Annotated in this window: 8 protein-coding genes; 4 read left to right on the top strand and 4 right to left on the bottom strand. The window is 73.1% G+C overall.

All coding sequences use genetic code 11. The features are described 5' to 3' along the window. Positions 1-274 precede the first annotated feature (274 nt). Positions 275-1141, bottom strand: coding sequence for a Scr1 family TA system antitoxin-like transcriptional regulator (locus ACIP60_RS28155; RefSeq protein ID WP_100835482.1), 867 nt, complete (start codon positions 1139-1141; stop codon positions 275-277). 413 nt (positions 1142-1554) lie between these two features. Between ACIP60_RS28155 and ACIP60_RS28150 the strand changes: the two genes are divergently transcribed. Next, positions 1555-2076, top strand: coding sequence for an ATP-binding protein (locus ACIP60_RS28150; protein ID WP_400689237.1), 522 nt, complete (start codon positions 1555-1557; stop codon positions 2074-2076). Positions 2077-2290: 214 nt separating this feature from the next. Here ACIP60_RS28150 and ACIP60_RS28145 read toward each other — a convergent pair whose 3' ends face one another. After that, complete coding sequence (locus tag ACIP60_RS28145) at positions 2291-2533, bottom strand: DUF397 domain-containing protein (protein WP_030462206.1); 243 nt, start codon at positions 2531-2533, stop codon at positions 2291-2293. A gap of 348 nt (positions 2534-2881) precedes the next feature. Between ACIP60_RS28145 and ACIP60_RS28140 the strand changes: the two genes are divergently transcribed. Continuing rightward, positions 2882-3781, top strand: a complete 900-nt coding sequence (locus ACIP60_RS28140; RefSeq protein ID WP_282205217.1) for a sirohydrochlorin chelatase — start codon at positions 2882-2884, stop codon at positions 3779-3781. Positions 3782-3977: 196 nt separating this feature from the next. On the opposite strand, the gene ACIP60_RS28135 is transcribed toward ACIP60_RS28140, so the two are convergent. After that, positions 3978-6155 (bottom strand): hypothetical protein, encoded by a 2178-nt coding sequence (locus tag ACIP60_RS28135; RefSeq protein ID WP_400689232.1) that lies wholly within the window; start codon positions 6153-6155, stop codon positions 3978-3980. A gap of 529 nt (positions 6156-6684) precedes the next feature. Between ACIP60_RS28135 and ACIP60_RS28130 the strand changes: the two genes are divergently transcribed. After that, entirely contained in the window at positions 6685-13935 is a 7251-nt protein-coding gene (locus ACIP60_RS28130) for a polymorphic toxin-type HINT domain-containing protein (RefSeq protein WP_400689229.1), read from the top strand. After that, the gene (locus tag ACIP60_RS28125; protein ID WP_400689227.1) at positions 13935-14684 is read left to right on the top strand and encodes a hypothetical protein; all 750 of its coding nucleotides are present in this window, start codon (positions 13935-13937) and stop codon (positions 14682-14684) included. The genes ACIP60_RS28130 and ACIP60_RS28125 overlap by 1 nt, the downstream gene beginning before the upstream one ends. A gap of 85 nt (positions 14685-14769) precedes the next feature. On the opposite strand, the gene ACIP60_RS28120 is transcribed toward ACIP60_RS28125, so the two are convergent. Continuing rightward, positions 14770-19107: a ricin-type beta-trefoil lectin domain protein gene (locus ACIP60_RS28120; RefSeq protein WP_400689224.1), complete on the bottom strand. Its 4338-nt coding sequence runs from the start codon at positions 19105-19107 to the stop codon at positions 14770-14772. Between the last annotated feature and the right edge of the window lie 655 nt (positions 19108-19762).

Raw genomic sequence — 19762 nt, 5'->3', positions numbered from 1 at the left:
GGTGCGCGCGGTCCGCCCCCGGCCGGGCCCGAACGGTTCGGGCGTGCGGCGCGGGCTTCGGAGCAGACACCATGGCAGTTGGCCGGGCCACGGTCAATGCACCCAGCCGCTCCGAGACCCAACCGACGCACTGCTCAAGGGGGTTGGCCCGCGCCCGCGCCATCCGCGCGCCGTCGGCGCCACCCGCGCACCACCCGGGGCCCCGGCAGGCGGGACGAGCAGGCGGGACGAGCAGGCGGACCCACGGGCGGAACGGCAGACGGACCGGCGGCCCCTACTGGTTCTTGAGGATGGACTGCAGCAGGTCGAGGGTCTGCTGCGGGGTGAGGCTGTCCACGCACAGCCGCTCCATCACCTGGAGGTACTCGTCGACGTCGTCGCGCTTGTCCAGGTAGAGGGCGCTGGTGAGCTGCTCCAGGTAGACCACGTCGGGCAGGTCCTGCTCGGGGAAGCGCAGCACCGAGAAGGCGCCGCTCTCACCGGCGTGCGCGCCGAACCGGAACGGCATCACCTGGACCACCACGCTGGGGAGTTGGGCCAGTTCCACCAGGTGCTCCAGCTGGGCCCGCATCACCTCGGGGCCGCCGACCGGGCGGCGCAGCGCGGCCTCGTCGATGACGGCCCAGAACTTGGGGCCGCGCCCGTCGGTGATCAGCTTCTGGCGGCGGGCGCGCAGGGTGACCCGGCGGCCGATCTCGGCCTCGTCCAGGGTGGGCCGGTTCTGGGCGAAGATCGCCCGGGCGTACTCCTCGCACTGGAGCAGGCCGGGGACGAACTGCACCTCGTAGGTGCGGATGAGGGCGGCGGCCTCCTCCAGGCCGATGTAGGTCTGGAACCAGTTGGGCAGCACGTCGTTGTAACTGTGCCACCAGCCGGACTTGTTGGCCTCGCGGACCAGCGCCAGCAGGGCTTCCCGGTCGGGGCCGGCGGCGAGCCCGTAGAGGCTGAGCAGGTCGGCGACGTCGCGCTCCTTGAAGGAGACCCGGCCGAGTTCCATCCGGCTGATCTTGGACTCCGAGGCGCGGATCGCGTAGCCGGCGTCCTCCCGGGTGATGGCGCATCCCTCGCGGAGCCGACGCAGCTGCGAGCCGAGGAGGATGCGGCGCACCATCGAGCCCCCGCCGGGCTGAACTGTGGTCATCTGACCAAACCTCCACGTGGACGGACCAGTTGCACAGTCTGCCATCAGTCGGGCGCACTGAGTGCCGGTAGTGGCACAGCAGGTTGTCGCTTCGGCCACTCCGGGGTCCATCTTGCACGTGCATCCGGGCCATGCATATGCCAATCGCACGACTGCACGTGAATCGACTCTTGCATCTGCCGTGAGCGCAGAGGACCATGGTGCACGTGCACTTGCACGCCCTGGCAATCCCGCGGGCACCGCGTCGACCCCATGCGCGAATCCGCACACCCTCCCGGCAACGCCCGTGCGTCGCTGGGTACTTGCGTGTGCGGACCGGTCGGCCGACGGTCCGGCGGCCGAGCGAGTCGGAGGTGACCGGCATGACCCCGGTGGGTCCCGCCGTGTCCGCCCCCTTATGGGAGGAGCTCTTCATGAGCACCGGTACGGTCCTGGCGACCGACCCTCATGTGGTCAGCTGCACCCTCGCTCCCCGCTTCGAAGCCGTGCGCACCGCGCGGGAGTTCACCAGACGGTCGCTGGACGCGTGGGGACTCGGGGACATCTTCGACGACGTGGCCCTGGTGGCCTCGGAGTTGGTGACCAACGCGCTGCGGCACGCGCTCGGCCAGAGCGAGCCCTCCCTGGTGCCCGCGCAGGGCGCTCCGCAGCCGGCGGCCGGGTCGCTGCCGATCCGGATCAGCCTGGTGCACCGCGCGCCGCAGGTGGTCTGCGCGGTCAGCGACCCGTCCAGTACCGGACCGATCGCCCGGGAGGCCGACTTCGTGGCCGAGTCCGGCCGCGGCCTGCACCTGGTGGACTCCTTCTCCCGCTCCTGGGGCTGGCACCCGCTGGCCGGCGCCGGGAAGGTGGTCTGGGCGCTGTTCGACGCCCGCACGGAGCTGCCGGGCCCGGAGCAGCTGTCGAACGCCGGCCGGCACCGCCGCTCCGCCTGACGCTCCCACCCGTCCGCCCGCGAGTCTCGCGGCCCCGCGTTCAGCAACCGCCGCCACCACCCGCCCCGCGCCCGCCCGCGGCGCGGTGACGGCGGCACGCCCGGGGAGAACGGAAGGGAGCGGAAGGGACCGGGAACCGGAAGGGACCGGAGAAGCACGAAGGCCGTCGTGGGAAGCCCCACGACGGCCCGGACACACGGGGGTCGGCCCTCGGTCAGGGCGTGCCGCCCAGGTGGTCGAACTCCCCGTCCTTGACGCCGAGCAGCATCGCGGTGATCTCGTCCCGGGTGTAGACCAGCGCCGGCCCCTGCGGGAAGCGCGAGTTGCGCATCGCCACGTCGCCGTTCGGCAGCGCGGCGAATTCCACGCAGTTGCCCTTCGAGTTGCTGTGACGGCTCTTCTGCCAGACCACCCCGTCCAGGTCCGTCGCCGCCATGCCGTTGTACGCCTCACGCATTGTTTTCTCCCCATAGCCCGGCGAACGCCTCACTTGACGTGATGATAGCTCTCCTGCACGTGCATCAGCATGGGAAATTTCCTGTGCAAAGGAACGTGCCGATGCCGACACCATCCCTTCACAGCAGCGTAATTGACGGTGCGTAAGCGGACACAGCCGGGCGAAACGCCAGTCACTCCATGACCGTCCGCACACACTCGCCAGCGCGTTGTCGATCATCACCACCTTTCACGCGGTTCACAGGCAGTCACGATTCACCCTGTGATCACTGTCACTTCCGGACGGAAAGCCGCCCGCTGTCGGCATCCGGCTGCAACGCGCGCGGGCACATGTCCTACGATCTGGCGCATGAGCACCGCAGCCATCCCGGGCGCGCCACTGCCCGTCCGTACGCCAGGCTCCCGTGCGCGGGGGCGCCACCGCCGTCCCGAGCGCCCCGAGATCATGCCCGGTTCGCCCGCCCTGGTGCTGGCGGTCCCGGCCGCCGCCGGGCCGGAGAGCCGCCCGGTCGTCGAGGAGCTGCTGTCCATCGTCCGCACCGAGCAGTCGGGCATCGAGGTGACGGCGGCCTACCTGGGCGGTGAGGGCGCGCCGACGGTCGCCGACCTGCTGGCGGCCGCCGCCGAGGCGGGCCTGCCCGCACCGCTGGTGGTCCCGCTGGTGCCCGGGCCGCACGACTTCCTGCCCGAACTGCACAAGCTGGCCGCCGAGACCGGCGCCCGGGTGCTGGACCCGCTGGGCCCGCACCCGCTGCTGGCCGAGGCCGTGCACGTGCGGCTGTCCGAGGCCGGGCTGGCCCGGGCCGACCGGGCCCGGCTGTTCGCCATCGCCACCGCCGCCGACGGCGTGGTGCTGACCACGGTCGGCGGCGAGGAGGCGGCGGCCTCGGCCGGCATCACCGGCGTGCTGCTGGCCTCCCGGCTGGCGGTCCCCGTGGTCCCGGCCGCGCTGGACGTGCCGGGTTCGGTCGCCGCGGCCGTCGCGCACCTGCGGGCCACCGGCTCCGAGCGCCCGGCGCTGGCCCCGCTGGTGATCGGCCCGGAGGCCGACCCCGAACTGCTGGCCACCGCCGCCGAGGAGACCGGCTGCGCGAGCGCCGCCCCGATCGGCGCCTACCCGACGGTGGGCCAGCTGATCGCCTCCGCCTACCTGGCCGCGCTCCCCGAGCCGACCCAGGAGCAGCTGGAGGCCGCCGAGGCCGCGGCCGAGCAGCAGCGCACCAGCTCGGGGGCGCACGCCGCGCGCTGACCCCGGCCCACGGACCGCGACGGGCGGGAGCAGCGAATCGACGCGCTCCCGCCCGTCGCGCTTCCCCGCCACCGGCCTGCGGCCCGCCACTCCCCCGCTCCGCGACCGGGACGGCGGCCCCGGCACAGCACCGACCTGCGGGCCGAGCCGTCGGCAGCCTGCGGCGGTGCCCGCGGCGCCCGGCCCGCGCGCCGGTTCAGCCCGCCGTGATCCGCCCGGTCCGCGGCGCGCTGTCGGTGAAGGCGAGCGCGGGCAGGGCCACCGGGCGCGGCGGGACGGGCGCCTCGGCCGGCGCGGTGACGGCGTTCCACCGGCCGCCCGCCGCGCCCTGCCCCCCGCTCCCGCCGCCACCACCGCTGCCCCCGCCTCCCCCGCCCTTGCCGAGCGCGACGGTCTGCGCCTGCCCGGCCGGGCGGAACAGGATGCGGGTCGGGTCGGGCGACTCCGGGTCGAGCCACAGCTCGCTGCCCGCCGGGCCGCCGAACTCGCAGTCCAGCACCGCGATGTCGTCGGGCTTCCCGTCGTCGGTGGCCCGGAACGCCACCCCGGCCTTGCGGTAGCCGGTCAGCCGGCTGCGGCTCAGGGTGACCGGCTCCCCGGCGAGTTGGTGCTTGAGTGTGGTCACCGCGTAGTCGGACTGCCCAGCGGCGTCGATCAGCAGCCCGTCGAGGACGGTGCCCCGGTCGCGGCCCAGCGCGTGCACCGCGACGCCGCCCGCGGCGTTGCCGTACAGCACCGAGGCGGTGTAGTCGAAGTCGTTCAGGTAGGCGCCGTGCTCGATGCCCCAGCCGCCGTTGTGGTAGGCCGCGTACTGGGTGACGGTGTGGTGGTGCTCGGCGTTCAGCCAGACGAAGACGCCGTTCTCCAGGTTGTTGTGCGCCAGGCAGCGTTCGAAGGTCCAGACGCCCTCGCTGGTCTCCGGCCACTCGTAGCCGGACGCGCCGGTGGCGCCCTGGACGCCGACGGCCACGCAGTCCCGGGCCGAGGAGCCCGTCCCGGCGCCGAGGCTGAACCCGGTGAGCCGGTAGCCGCGCGGGTCGGGCTCGAAGACGGTGCGGGAGGCGACGCAGCCCTCGTAGGCGATGTCGTCGGACGGGCCCTGCGGGGTGCGGGTGTCGATCGGGCCGTCCCACCAGTAGGCGTCCTCCCAGGTCTCGTGGGAGATGCAGCCGCGGAAGGTGATGCCGTGGCTGGCGTGCGGCACGAAGGCGTGGCTGCCGGTGTCGCGGACCACCACGCCCTCGACCACGGTGCCGCGCGAGGTGTCCAGCAGCATGTGGAAGTGCAGCCCGTACCGGCCCAGCACCGCTTCGGTGACCGGCTTCCCCTCCCAGGTGTCCTTGCCGTCGGCGCGCGGGCCGAGCCAGCGCAGCGCGGCGTGCCGGACGTCGGGCGGGCGGCTGGAGGTGAGGTGGACGTGCGCCCGGCCCTGCGCGGTGCCCTCGACCCGGACGTTGCGGCTGAGGTTGAGCACCTCCGCGCCGAAGGTCGCGCCGCCGCCGAGCGCCACCCGGGGGTGGGCGTGCCGCAGCGGGGCGGTCAGGGTGACGGTGGCGCCGTCGACCCGCGCGACGGTCACCAGGTCGTACGCGGTGGAGAAGTCCTCGGTGTCGGGCGGCGCGGTGGGGGTGACGGCCAGTTCGTCGCCGGGCTGCCAGCCCTCGGGGGCGGCGGCCAGCTTCAGCGCGGTGTCGCCGGGCCCGAGGTCGGTGGCGGCCCGGGTCCAGGCGGTGCGGGGGGCGCCGTCCAGGCGCAGGTAGCCCTGGCCGGTGACCCACAGGCCGGTGTCGCTGTCGACGACGGTCATGCCGCCGCCCGCGAAGCGGCGCTCGTCGACGTGCGGGAAGCGCAGGGTGTGGGTGTGCGCGGCGTCGGGGGCCAGCGCCAGGACGCCGCGCACCTCGACGTTGCCCGCGCTGGCCAGGGTCAGCGTCCGGTCCGCGGCGAAGACCAGCGAGCCGCTCCGCTCCACCAGCAGCGAGCCGACCTCGGCGTCGGCGTCCAGCACCACCTTGTCGGTGATCCGCACCGCGCTGCCGGGGCCCGGCGGCCTGCCGCCCCAGCCCTTGGCGTCCGACCACTTGCGGCCGCCGCCGTCCAGCACCGGGGGCGGCACGGAGGGCTGCGGGCTGCCGGACGCGGGCGGCGGGGCGCCGGTGCCGTGCTGGTGGCCGGGCGGCGCGCCGGTGCCGACGCCGAGCGGCCCGGGCCGGGCGGCGGGCTCGTCGGCCCCCGCCAGGGACTGCCGCAGGACCACTCCCCCGCCGAGCGCCGTCGCCGTCCCGACCGCCAGCCAGGTCAGCATCCTGCGCCGCCCGACCGGCGGGCGCCGGTGCCGCGCCGGGGGTTGCTCGCCCTCGCGCTGCTGTTCCACCTCGGCCGCCCTTCCGGAATCCGGGACCCCGCGTCGTCGGGGGCAGCATAAGCACGGCCGATACCGGTCCACGGCGTCTTCCGGGTGGGTTAAGCATCCTGACGTAGCACTCCGGACGCGCGTTCGACCGCCGCCCGGAAGGCCACGGGGCAGGCCTGCCGCAGGGGTTGACGTTCGGTCAATTGCCCTTTCCGGTAAGGGCCCTATGACGGCACTGCGGCTTTTCCACCATTCGAGGCGCCGATCGTGCGTAAACGGTAGGTTCGTCGTCCAATCTTGTCCCGATTGGTCTCCGCGCCCACGTCACGGGATGGTCAAGGCGATTCGTGAACGCTGGTGGAGAAGGCCGAATTCTCTCTACCTTGGGCCATCGCTATCGCACTGGATAGGCCGCCACGCCCTCTGGTGTCCGGAGCCCGGTGCGGTGAAATCCATTCACTGGGAGATGACGGTGGGGGCTTTGCCCAGACACCCCGCACTCCGGCGTCGGCTGCTCGGCCGACCGCGCGGAGTGGGACTGCTGACACTGTTGGCCGTACTGACCACGCTGCTGGTGGCGCCGCCCGCGGGCGCGTTCAGCGGGAAGGACGCACCCGAGGTCTGGGGGCCGCCGAACACTCACGTGCAGGAGACCGCCTCGGTCGCCGGCCACGACGACGACGTGACGGCGGTCACGGCCGACCCCGCGCCCGCCCGGGTCGCGGCCGCGACGCCGCGCACACCGAAGTCCGGCTCGACGACGGTCCCGGTCGGCCGGGTCTCGTCGGAGCAGCTCGCCGCCCGGGCGGGCAGCGGCGGCGCCGCGCCCTCGGCGGGCGGCCCGGCCCGCGTCCAGGCCGGCGACCTGCCGGTCTTCCTGACCGACCGGGCCCCGACCGGCACCGCCGGGAAGGACGGCGCCGCGAAGGACGGCGCCCAGGCCCGGCCGCAGGAGGCAGCCGAGCCGCCCACCGTGCGGGTGGACGTGCTGGACCGGGCCCGCTCCAGGACCGCCGGGCGCAGCGGCCCGGTGCTCGCCCTGTCCGGCGCGGGCGGTTCGGCCCGCCCCGGGCACCCGCTGGGCGTCTCGCTCGGCCTGAAGGACCTGATCGGCGACGGCACCTGGTCCGACCGGGCCCGGCTGGTCCGGCTGCCCGAGTGCGCGCTGACCACCCCGGACCTCCCGGAGTGCCGCACCAGCACCGTGGTGGCGTCCGAACTGGACGCGGTCAGCGGCACGCTGAGCGCGGACCTGGAGCTGCCGGCCGTCTCCGACGCGGGCACGAAGGCGGCGAGGGCGGCGGCCGGGACGGGCGCGCAGAGCGCCGCGCTCACCTCCGGCACCGTGGTACTGGCGGCGGAGGCCGCGCCGTCCGGCTCGCTGGGCTCGTTCGCGGCGACGCCGATCAGCCCGTCCGCGTCCTGGAGCGCGGGCACCAACGCGGGCAACTTCACCTACTCGTACACCGTGGACGTGCCGAGCCCGGTGGGCGGTGCGGCACCGAACCTGGTGCTGCAGTACGACTCCTCCTCGGTGGACGGGAAGACCGCGGCGACCAACGCGCAGCCGTCCTGGATCGGCGAGGGCTGGGACTGGTCGCCCGGGTCGATCTCCCGCTCGTACAAGCCGTGCACCAAGTCCGGCATCGACATGTCGGGCGACGAGTGCTGGGCCGGACAGGCGCTCCAGCTCAACCTGGCCGGGCACTCGGGCACCGTGGTCAGGGACGACCACAGCGGCGAGCTGCGCCTGCAGGGCGACGACGGCACGAAGATCACGCCGCTGACCGGGCTGGCCAACGGGGCCTGGAACGGCGAGGGCTTCAAGGTCACCACCACCGACGGCACCCAGTACTGGTTCGGCGCCAACCACCTGCCCGGCGGCGACGGCACCGACCCGGCCAGCAACTCGGTCAACACCGTGCCGGTCTACCACCCGCACGCCGGTGACCCCTGCTACACCAGCGCCAAGGGCGCGGCGTCCTGGTGCCAGATGGGCTGGCAGTGGAACCTGGACCACGCGGTCGACCTGCACGGCAACCTGGTGACGTACCGCTACGCCAAGGAGTCCAACTACTACAGCCGGGGCGGCGGCCAGAACAACGGCACCGGCACCCTGACCGGCTACGACCGCAACTCGTACGTGACCGAGATCGGCTACGGCGTCCGACTGGCCGACCGGATCGCGGCCAAGGGCGCGGGCGACCCGGCCGAGAAGATCGTCTTCACGGTGCGTGAGCGCTGCTGGGCCGACGGCGCGTCCTGCGCGTCCTCGCAGATGACCGCGGACCACCAGGCGAACTGGCCCGACACCCCGCTGGACCAGCTCTGCGCCTCCTCCGGGCCGTGCACCAACTACGGGCCGTCGTTCTGGACCTCCCGGATGCTGGCGAAGATCGCGACCGTGGTGTACACCGGCGGCGCGGCCCGCACCGTGGACACCTGGGAGCTGACCCAGAGCCAGGCCGACCCGGGTGACGGCACGCCCAAGCTGGCCTGGCTGAGCTCGATCAAGCGGACCGGCGGCAACGGGCAGGCCGACCTCCCGGTGCCCGCGGTGACCTTCGGCCAGCAGTCCTACCCGAACCGGGTGGACGGCATGGTCCCGCCGGTGCCCCGGTTCAACCACCCGCGGATGAAGGAGATCCGCACCGAGACCGGCGGCCGGATCACCGTCACCTACAAGGACGCCGACTGCTCCCGCAACGCCGGGCGGATCCCGTCCTCGGCGCAGGGCAACACCATGGCCTGCATGCCGGTGAAGTGGGTGCCGCCGAACTCGCCGTACAACACCAAGCCGTACGACGACTGGTTCCTGAAGTACCTGGTGTCCTCGATCAGCGAGGAGTCGATGGTGACCTCGCCGAGCACGGCGAAGATCACCGAGTACTCCTACGGCGGCGGCGCGGCCTGGCACCACGACGACTCCGAGTTCGCCGACGACGACACCCGCACCTGGGACAACTTCCGCGGCTACCAGACCGTCACCACCACCACCGGCTCCGGCGCCGACGGCCCGAAGACCAAGAACGTCACGACCTTCCTGCGCGGCATGGGCGGCCAGGTCACCGACACCTGGGGCGAGAGCGTCACCGACGCCGACGAACTGGCCGGATTCGTCCGGGAGACCCAGAACTTCGAGTCGGACGCCCCCGGCGCCAAGGTCATCGGCGGCACCCTGACCACCCCGTGGATCTCCGCCGCGACCGCCACCCACACCCCGCCGGGCGGCCTGCCCGCGCTGACCGCCAAGTACGTCAACACCGCGAAGGTGAAGGAGCGTTCGCTGCTCTCGGACGGCTCCTGGCGGACCACCGAGCGCGACGCCAGCTACGACGCCGACCACGCCGGGCGCGTCCTGACCACCGACGTCCTCGGCGACACCTCGCTGCCGGGCCTGCCGCAGCGCCAGTGCACCAGCGTCAGCTACGCGACCGGCGGCGACCCGGTGATGGTCGAGAACCCGTACCGGGTGCTCACCCTCAAGGGCGGCTGCGGCCAGCAGCCGAACGCCGACAACACCGTCTCCGACGCGCTCACCGTCTACGACGGCAAGGACGTCGGCCTGCTCGGCGACAAGGCCGACCAGACCGAGACCCGGGTGCTGGAGTCCTACGGCCCGGGCAACAGCCCCGTCTACCGGACGACCGTCCGCGCCCAGTACGACGCGTACGGCCGCCAGGTCTCCACCACCGACCCGCAGCGCACCGACCGCGCCCACCCGAACGGCGCGACCACCACGACCGCGTACAGCCCGGCGAGCGGGGCCCTGCCGACCAGCGTCGAGGTCACCAACCCGCTCGGCTGGAAGTCCACCACCACCCTGGACCCCGGGCGCAGCCTGCCCACCAAGGCCGTCGACGAGAACGGCCGCACCACCTACGAGGCGTACGACGCGCTCGGCCGCCTCACCTCCGTCTGGCAGCCCGGGCGCGCCCCGGACGCCGCCGGCACCGCCAAGAACCCGAACCGGACGTTCTCCTACGCCCTCAACGGCACCTCGGGCCCGTCCACCGTCACCAGCCGCAGCCTGCGCAACGACGGCGTCACCTACGCCTCCAGCATCGAGATCTACGACGGCCTGGGCCGGATCCGGCAGGCGCAGTCCGTGCCGGTCGCCAACTCGCTGGGCCGGCTGATCTCCGAGTCGACCTTCGACTCGCACGGCTGGCAGGTCAAGTCCACCCCGGCGTACTACAACAAGGACTCCGGCCCGACCACCGCCGTCTACCTCCCGCAGGACTCCCAGGTCCCGGCGCAGACCTGGACCGAGTACGACGGCCTCGGCCGGCCCACCGCCAGCGTCTCCGTCGCCTACGCCCAGGAGCAGTGGCGCACCCGCACCGTCTACGTCGGCGCGGACCGGGTCGACGGCATCCCCGTCCCGGGCGGCCACGCCACCACGGCGATCACCGACGCCGCCGGCCAGGTGGTCGAGTCCCGGCAGTACCACGGCGACACCCCGACCGGGGACTACGACGCCACCACCTACGGGTACGACGTCCTGGGCAACCAGACCTGGATCAAGGACTCGGCGAACCCGCCGCACCAGTGGACGTACCGGTACGACCTGCTCGGCCAGCTCACCGGCAGCACGTCCCCGGACTCCGGCGCCGCGTCCAGCATGTACGACGGGGCCGGGCACGTCGCCACCGTCACCGACGCCCGCGGCACCTCCTCCTTCACCTACGACCTGATGGGGCGGCAGACCGCCCGCTACGACGGCGGCAACACTGACGACGCGTCGAAGCGGACCGCCGCCTGGACCTACGACGCCCAGGTCCTCGGCAAGCCCGACACCTCGACCGCCTACGTCGACAACCCCGACGGCAAGGGCGGCAAGCTCGCCTACACCAAGACGGTCACCGGCTACGACCTCGGCTACCGGCCCACCGGCAGTTCGGTGACCATCCCGTCGGTCACCGGTGAGGAGCAGCTCGCCAAGACCTACACCTGGTCCCAGTCGTACGCGGGCGCGCTCGGCCTGACCGACACCACCACCATGCCCGAGGTGGGCGACCTGCCCGCCGAGACGGTCGGTTACTCCTACGACAACGACGGCAACCTGAAGACCTCCAGCGGCACGGACTACTACCTCCAGGCCGTGAAGTACGACTACTTCGGGCAGCCCTACCAGAGCACCGTCGGCCCGGCCGGGAAGCAGATCGTCTCCACCCAGAACTACGACCCCTCCACCCGGCGGGTGGTCAACTCCACGCTGGACAAGCAGACCTCGGCCAGCACCCACGTCGACTACACCGACTACACGTACGGCAGGACGGGGGCGATCACCTCCGTCCGGACCGTGCAGGACGGCCTCGCCGCCGACCTCCAGTGCTACACCTACGACTACCTGGGACGCCTGTCCGCCGCGTGGACCGACAAGGGCACCACGACCTCCAGCGGTACCGGCGCGAACATCGTCCAGGGCATCGGCGGCTGCACCGACGCCACCGAGCCGACCGCGCTCACCGCCTCGGCGAGGATCGGCGGCCCGGCTCCGTACTGGCAGTCCTACTCCTACGACCTGACCGGCAACCGCACCGGCATGGTCCAGCACGACCCGACCGGCGCGGTGGTCCGGGACAAGACGGTCGCCCAGACCTTCGGGCCGGCCGCCAACACGCCGTCCGCCGACCCGGCCACCGGCGGCGGCACCGGCGGACCGCACGCGCTGCTCACCTCCACCACGAGCGTGAACGGCACCCGGTCCACCGCCGCGTACACGTACGACGCGCTGGGCAACACCTCGTCGATCACGGACACCTCCGGCACCAAGACGCTGACCTGGAACACCCAGGGCAAGCTCACCAAGGTCCACGACACCGGCGCCTCCGGGGACACCGGCTACGTCTACGACGCGGACGGCAGCCAGCTGATCCGGCGCACCCCCGGCAAGGTCACCGTCAACCTGGGCAGCGACGAGGTCACCCTCGACACCGCCACCGACCAACTGTCCGACACCCGCTACTACCCCGCCCCCGGCGGCCTGACCATCGCCCGCACCACCTCGGCCTCCGGCAGCCGGCTCGCCTACCAGGCGGCCGACCCGCACGGCACCAACGGCGTGCAGTTCGACGCGGGCACCCTGGCCACGGTGCGGCGGCCCACCGACCCGTTCGGCAACGCCCGCGGCACCCAGCCCGGCAACGGCGCCTGGGCGGGCGACAAGGGCTTCGTCGGCGGCACCGTCGAGGGCACCGGGTTCACCAACCTCGGCGCCCGCCAGTACGACCCGAAGACCGCGCGCTTCCTATCGGTCGACCCGCTGTTCGTCGCGACCAACCCGCAGTCGTGGAACAGCTACGCCTACGCCGGCAACGACCCGGTCAACAGCTCCGACCCGGACGGCACCTGCCAGGTCCTCGACGACGGCCTCTGCCACGGCACGAAGTACACCTACATCCCGCCGAGCTCCAGCGCGGGCGACGACGGCGGCAGTGGCGGCGGTGGCGGCACCGGCACCTCGGGTGCCGACAACTCGAAGAGCAAGGCCACCAACCAGGCCCAGCAGAAGAAGGTCGACGCCGACGCCGCGCTCGCCAAGGCGAAGCAGCAGCGCGAAGAACTGATCAGCAAGATCGTCAACGTGGTCGCCGACCTGATCGGCTTCAACGACGCCCGCGCCTGCTTCACCGAGGGCGACGTGATGGGCTGCATCAACACCGCCCTGAACTTCGTTCCGTGGACCAAGGTCTTCAAGGCCGTCAAGGTCGGCATCAAGGCGTTCAAGCTCTGGCGAGAGGGCGAGAAGGCGTACACCGCCGTCCGCGGTGCCGAACGCGTCGCCAAGGAGGCCGACGAGGCCCTGTCCGTCGCCCGCAAGACCGAGCAGGAGGCGGCCGACGCCGAAGCCGCCGCCACCAAGGCGGACGCCGGACCGACACCGGAGGCCAAGGCCGACGCCCCGAGCAGCAAACCGGCCGGGGAGGAGTCACCCGCCAGGGCCGGCGACGAGGGCGGCGGGCGGACGGGCTGCAACAGCTTCCCCGCCGGCACCCTGGTCCTGATGGCCGACGGCAGCACCAAGGCCATCGAGCAGGTCCGGGACGGCGACACCGTCACGGCCACCGACCCGCAGACCGGCGAGACCGGCCCGAAGCAGGTCACCACCACCATCACCACCCCCGACGACAAGGAGTTCACCGACCTCGTCCTGGCCCCGGACGCCGACCACCCGGAGCGGACCTCCGTCCTCACCTCCACCACCCACCACCCGTACTGGAGCGAGACCCGCCGCCAGTGGGTGGACGCCGGCGACCTGGCCCCGGGCGAGCGGCTGCGCGGCCCGGACGGCGCGCTGCTCACGGTCGGCTCGGTACGCTCCTACCTGGACGGCGTCGTCACCCACAACCTGACGGTCGACCAGGTGCACACGTACTACGTGCTGGTCGGGACGGCTCCGGTCCTGGTCCACAACTGCCCGACCGCCGAGGACCCGCCGTACCCGCAGTTCAGCAAGTACGAGCGGGTCGTCAAGAAGATGGGGCCCGAGCCGAACGCCACCATCCGGGACCTGGAGAAGCGGAACATCAGGGACGTGAACAAATCTTCCGAGAGCACGCTCAAGCAGAGGCTGGCCACCGCGCGCGCCAGAAACCCCAAGCGCATGCTGAGGTCGGTCTTCACTCCCAGGGACGGGACCTACATGGCAGTCAGCAGGGACGGCGTCTGGTTCGACGAGGGCAACCACCGCGCCTGGAAGCTGATCGAGATGGCAAAAGCGGGGAAGCTGCCCTGGGACACGCCGGTGTACGTCTGGCGGATCGACACCACGCCCATCCCGACGAAGATCCACTGATGGCGGACCGATCCGCGCCCGCTCCCGAGAGGCGCGACCTGCGTGTCAGGACCAGGGCGCAGCAGTCCGGTTTCTCCGAGGCCCGGTCGCTCGCCAGGCACGGCGTCGACCCGGTGTCGGCGGTCGGGTACGGCTGCCCTCCCGGCTTCGGGCACGCGGCGGAGGTGATCGCCGAGATCGCCGCGACGCACCACCTGCTGGTCCTGGCGGCGTGCCGGGTGCAGGCCCCGCCGACCCTGGTGGAACGGTTCGCGTGGCAGCACGCGGGCCCGGCGGCCCGGTGCTGGCTCTCCTCGTGCGCCACCGACTACGGGTGGCCCCCCACGGGGGCGCTGCCGCCGCCCGGGGAGGGCGGCCCCGGCGAGGCGTCCGCGGTGCGGGCGCTGGAGGAGGCTCGGCGGGTGAGCACCGCCGCGCTGGCCTCCGGCGAGCGACCGGTGCTCCCCGTCCCGCTGCGGCCGGTGCGCACGGCGTACGCCCTGGCCCTGGCCGGAGCGGCGGAGTTGCACGCGCTGGCGCGGCGGGAGCCGCCGCTGCCGGTCGACGGGGAGGACCACTTGGCGGCGGGCCCTTGGCGGCGGATCGAGGCCGTCGCGGACACCTGCACCCGGCTGCCGGTGCCCGCCGACTCCCCGCCCGGCCTGCGGTCGGCGCTGGCGGCTTTCGAGATGCGGTTCGCCACCGGGAACGTCCGTTCCGCCGAGGGGAGGGAGTGGCTGCGCGCCGCGCGGTCCCGCCGGGGCCGGTGACCTGAGGAAGGGGTGTGCCCCCTCGCCCGCCGACGTACTGGCGGGCGAGGGGGCACACCCCGTTCTCCGGTGCGGCGGCCTCCCGTCAGGCGACCGGCGTGGTGCGCCAGCGCTGGGCGTAGGACTGGTTGCAGTCGTAGAGCTGGAGCAGGGTACCGTTGGTGGTGTCGCCGTTGGGCAGGTCCAGGCAGCGGCCCGAGAGGACGTGCAGCAGGGAGCCGTCCGGGCGGACGATCCACTGCTGGTTGGTGCTGCCCGTGCAGTCGGCGAGCTGGAGCCTGGTCCCGTTGCCGGCGGCGGCGCCGGCAACGGCGGCCTCGACGCAGTGGGTCATGATCTTCAGGGTGCCGTTGGGCTTGACGGTGAACTGCTGGGCGGCGCTGCCGTTGCAGTCCCAGATCTCCACCTGCTGGCCCGCCTGGTCCAAGGACGAAGGGTCGTCGGCGCACTTGTTCGCGGCGGTGTCGATCACCAGCGGGCCGGTGCCGCTGCCCGCGTCGGTCGGGGTGTCGTAGACCGCCACGTCGCCGATCCGGCCGGAGAACGCGGTGCCGAAGCCGCCGCCCTGCTGGGCGGAGCCGATCACCAGCGTCCCGTTGAGGGCGAACCCGGCGGCGTGGGCCCGGACGCCGGCCAGCGCGCCGTTCACGTACAGGCTCATGACCTTGGTGGTGGCGTTGTAGCTGACGGTGAGCCGGTCCCAGCGGCCGTCCTGCCAGCGGGCGGCGTTGCTGAGCGTGGAGTCGGTGGTGTCGAAGGACGGCAGGGCGGTGTCGGAGGTGGCGAGCTTGAACTGCCAGTTGCCGTCCGCACCGGGGGCCAGCACCAGTCCGCTGGAGGCGGCGCCCCTGGTGCTGAGCACGGCGCCCTGGGCGGTGGTGCCGCTGGGCTTGGCCCAGACCGTCGCGGTGAAGGACTTGCCGGTGTCGATCCGGAACTGCCGGCCCTGGCTGTCCGCCTCGATCCGGCCCGGCGCGGCGTTGCCGCCGAACGACGCCACGGTGGTGGCGGCGCCGTCCACGGTGTCGGCCGGGAAGGAGACCGCGCCGGTGGGCGCGGCGGTCACCGAGCCGGGGTAGTAGCCGGGCAGCGTGCCGTCGGCGGCGGTGCCCTGCAGCCGGTAGCGCTCCACCGGGCGGCGGGCGGAGCCCTGGTCGGCGCCGGTGCCCGCGAGGGCGGTGACGGCGGTGGCCGGGGTGCCGTCGGCGGTGCTGCCGGTCCAGATCTGCAGCCTGCCGTTCGCGTCGACGGTCCACAGGTCGGTGACGCCGTCCTTGTTGGCGTCGCCGCTGGAGCCGAGCTTCGGGTAGGCCGCGGTGGTGAACTTGGGGCCGCCGAGGACGCGCGCGCCGGGCCCGGTCGGGGCGGCGAGCGCGGACAGGTCGAGCGTGCCGTCGGCCTTGAGCTTGACGTCGTGGGCGCGCAGGGTGCCGTCGCCCTTGTCGCGGGTCCACAGGGTGGGCTGCGCGGTGCCGCCGGCCGCGCCGGGGTTAACCAGTTCGTAGCCGTTCCAGGTGCCGGTGCCGGAGACCAGCACGGCGGGGGCGTCCAGGTGGTCGGTGGTGCTGGCCCGGTAGAGCCACAGGTTGCCGCCCTCGACGGTGAGGACGGCGGTCTGCTCGCGCCGGACGATGTTGTCGCCCTTGGTGAGGGGCGCCTTGGGCGCGCCCAGCGCGACGAGCTGCTGGAGGTTCGACCAGTCGTCGCGCCAGCCGGTCGGGGCGGTGCCGAGCGCGGTGCCGTCGGGGTTCGCCCAGAGCCGGTTCTTCAGCAGCGGGGTCGGGGTGCCGATGGTGCCGTCGTTGTTGTTCGGGAAGTCGTACAGCTGGGTGGCCAGGTCGGGGGTGGCGTTGCTCCAGGCGAGCACGTCGTCGCTCAGGCCGGAGCGCAGCGCGCCGCGGTGGGTGATCCTGGTCTGGCCGTCCTTGAAGCCGTGGCCGCCGGGGAAGAGCTCCAGCGGCGCGGCCTGGGCGGTGGTCGGGTCGCTGTCGAGGGACATTGTGCGCAGGTTGCCGAGGTCGTCGGGCAGCAGGACGTCGCCGCGGCCGTCGCCGTTCAGATCGCCGGGGGTGCCGGCGGCGCCGTTGGCCGGGTTCCAGGGCACGTAGAAGGTGTAGCGGGCGGGCTGGCTGTAGTTGCCGGCCACGTCCATGGCCTGCACGTAGAGGCTGTTGGTGCCCCAGTTGGCGGGCTTGAGGCGGAGATCGCCCTTGGCCCCGCCGAAGGTGCCGGAGGTGGGGCCGGTGGGGTCGGTGCACTTCCAGCCGGTGACCGGGGTCGGGTCGGTGCTCCAGCGCAGGCAGGCCACGCCGGAGGCGCTGAGGCCGTTGGCGGGGGGCGGGTCGCTCGCGGCGAGGGAGAAGGTGCCGCTGTCGCCGAGCTTCTTGGTCGGGAACTGTCCGAGGACGCCGCTGGCCGGGAAGTCGGTGGAGGAGACGGTCACCTGGGGTGCCGTCTTGTCGACCCGGAAGTAGCACCACGGGGTGTCGCCGGAGCTGAGGAACTGGTCGGTGGCGCTGGCGGTCCAGCCGTACTGGTGGCCGTCGACGAGCTGGCCGAGCGGGACGCCGACGGTGCCCCAGCCGCCGAGCAGGCCGGTGCTGGGCCAGGGGCCGTAGTTCGGGTCGTTGTCGTCCCAGATGTGGAAGGTGGTGTTGACCGAGGAGTTGATCGGCGACCAGATGTTGGCCTGGAGGTTGACGTACTGGTTGCCGCCGACCCAGCCCAGCGCGTACCAGGGGTCGCCGCCCGGGTGCTGGCAGCTGTCGTTGCGGGTGCCGAACTGCGGGTCGTTGACGAAGCCGGGGGTGGGCCAGGTGCTCGGGTTCCAGATGGTCGGCGCGATGTCGTAGTAGACCGAGATCACCGGGTCGGGCGCCAGGTGGTGGCGCAGCCCCTTGTCGTACTCGTCGCTGGTGGTGATGCCGACGGTCCACGGGGTGACCTGGTTGTTGACCAGGTACTGGACCCAGTCCTTGACGTTGAACTTGAGCGTGCCGACGTTCTTGAGGTGGTCGCCGGCGGCCCAGGTGCAGCCCCGCATCTTGCTCGCGTAGCCGCAGGGCTGGTTGTACCAGGTCGGGTTCCCGTTGAACGCCGGGGTGCTGTACAGCTCGAAGGTGGTGTCGACGGCGGTGTTGGCGGCGTCGGTGACGCCCACCTCCATGGTCGCGCTGGTGATGGTGGCGGTGCCGTGGCCGCCGCCGGCCATCAGGCCGCTCGGGACGCCGAACTGGTAGTAGGCCCGGTAGCGGCCGTAACCGGTGCAGTTGCTGTAGCCGCAGTAGCCGACGCCGATCGGGGAGCCGGTGTTGACGGTCGCGGTGTCGGGGTGGTTCTCCTGCACCTGGGCGTTGTTCGACTTGGTGAGGGGGGTGCCGACCTCGGGGTCGAGGTACCAGGGGCCGGTGCCCTTGCCGAAGCTGTTCCGGTCGGGGGTCAGCACCAGCTCGGTCGCGGACACGCTGACGCCCATCGGGGCCACCACGGCGGCGTCGCCGGGCTGTTCGGCCGAGGACTGCGCGGAGTCGGTCGTCCCGGCGTCGGCGGGGGCGGGCGCGGCCAGCAGGGACTTCGCGGCGGCCTTGGCGGTGCCGCCCGCAGGAGCCTGCGGGCCGGGGCGGGTGGAGTCCCACTGGAACGGGGTGGGCGCCTGGAAGCGGACCGTGCCGCTCCCGTCGGTCAGCGAGACGTTGCCCGCGGCGTCGGCCACGGGGGCCAGCCCGGTGGTGCGGATCGGGAAGTGCAGCTCCCGCAGCCGCGGGTCGGCGGCGGCCTGGGCGGTCTTCACCACCACCACGTCGCGCCAGCCGCCGTCGGGGCGGGCCGTCACCTGGAGGTCCACGTCCGGCAGCACGTTCGAGTAGGTCGCGGTCGCGCCGTCCAGCGTCGGCGCGGGCAGCGCGAACGGGGCGGTGAGCGACATCTGCTTGCCGTCGGCCGTGGTGACGGTGGCCAGCGGCCCGCTGCCGCCGCCGGAGAGCACCAGGTCGGCATCGGTGACGGCGGGCCGGACCGAGCCGTCCCCGGCCCGGCGCAGCGCCGGGTCGAGGGTCTGCCAGTTGCCCGAGCGCTTGGTGCGGACGGGCTGGACGTGGTTCTCGCTGTACAGCGAGTGGCCGTCGGTCGCGGCGAAGGTCTCGGCGAGTTCGGTGGTCAGTGCGTCGACCTTCACCGGCCGGCCGGTCTGCTGGGCCTGTTGGAGCGCCGCCCGGACGGCCGCGGTCTGCCCGCTCTCGGCGGGCGGCTCGGCGACGGCGGCTCCGGGCGCCGGGGTCGGTGCCGGGTCGGCGGCCGCGGCGAACGGGGCCGGCAGCGCGGCCAGCAGCAGTGCGGCGGTGGCGGTGGCCACCGCCCGCGGCAGGGCGCCGCTCCCCCCGGGGCGCCCGGTGCGGCGGCGTACCGCCTGCGGGATTCTTGACATGTCTGGGTACCTGTCCCCTCCCGTCGGCCCGCCTGTCAGAAGCCGAGCGGGTGATCGGAGACGAACGATGCAGTCCCGATGAATATCTGGTCAAGTGGCTTCGGCGGCTTGTCCGTTGATGACCGAATTGATCGTCCGCACCCGGACGGCAGGACCCGCCGAATGGCACTCCGCTCCCCCCGGCACCACCCGACCGGGCCGCCGCCCCCCGGCCCCGGAAGACCGGCCGGACACGGAACCCCCCGGCCACCCATGGAACCTGATGCCGCCTCCGCCCATCCTCCGGCCGCCGGAGCGGCGGGCCCCGGCGGCCTGGAGGGCCGTTTCTCCGGAATTCCGAAATGCCGGGACAATCGAAAGCCGCACCGACCGCTTCCGCCGCACCGGGCCTCCGGACCGGGGTGGGCCGGATCGCCGGAACCGGGCCCCGGAGCGGGCGGCGCGGGCCGTCGACGGCCGAGCGGCACCGACCCGCACCCTCAGTGACATTTGCCACGAACCGGGTCACACCACCCGGCCGACCACGACCCGCCGCGAGAGCCCGGAAGCACCAAAGGCCCAAAAGTGGACCAAAGTCCCCTATGACCCAAACCGGACACAAGATCCGCTTTCGCCTGACGCACCCGCAGCGCCCGGTCGACACAGCGGAGTTCCG

The organism is Kitasatospora sp. NPDC088783 (genome assembly GCF_044750705.1).
GTDB lineage: Bacteria > Actinomycetota > Actinomycetes > Streptomycetales > Streptomycetaceae > Kitasatospora > Kitasatospora fiedleri.
The sequence above is the reverse complement of the archived record's forward strand: the minus strand, read 5'-3'. Positions and strand labels throughout refer to the sequence as shown.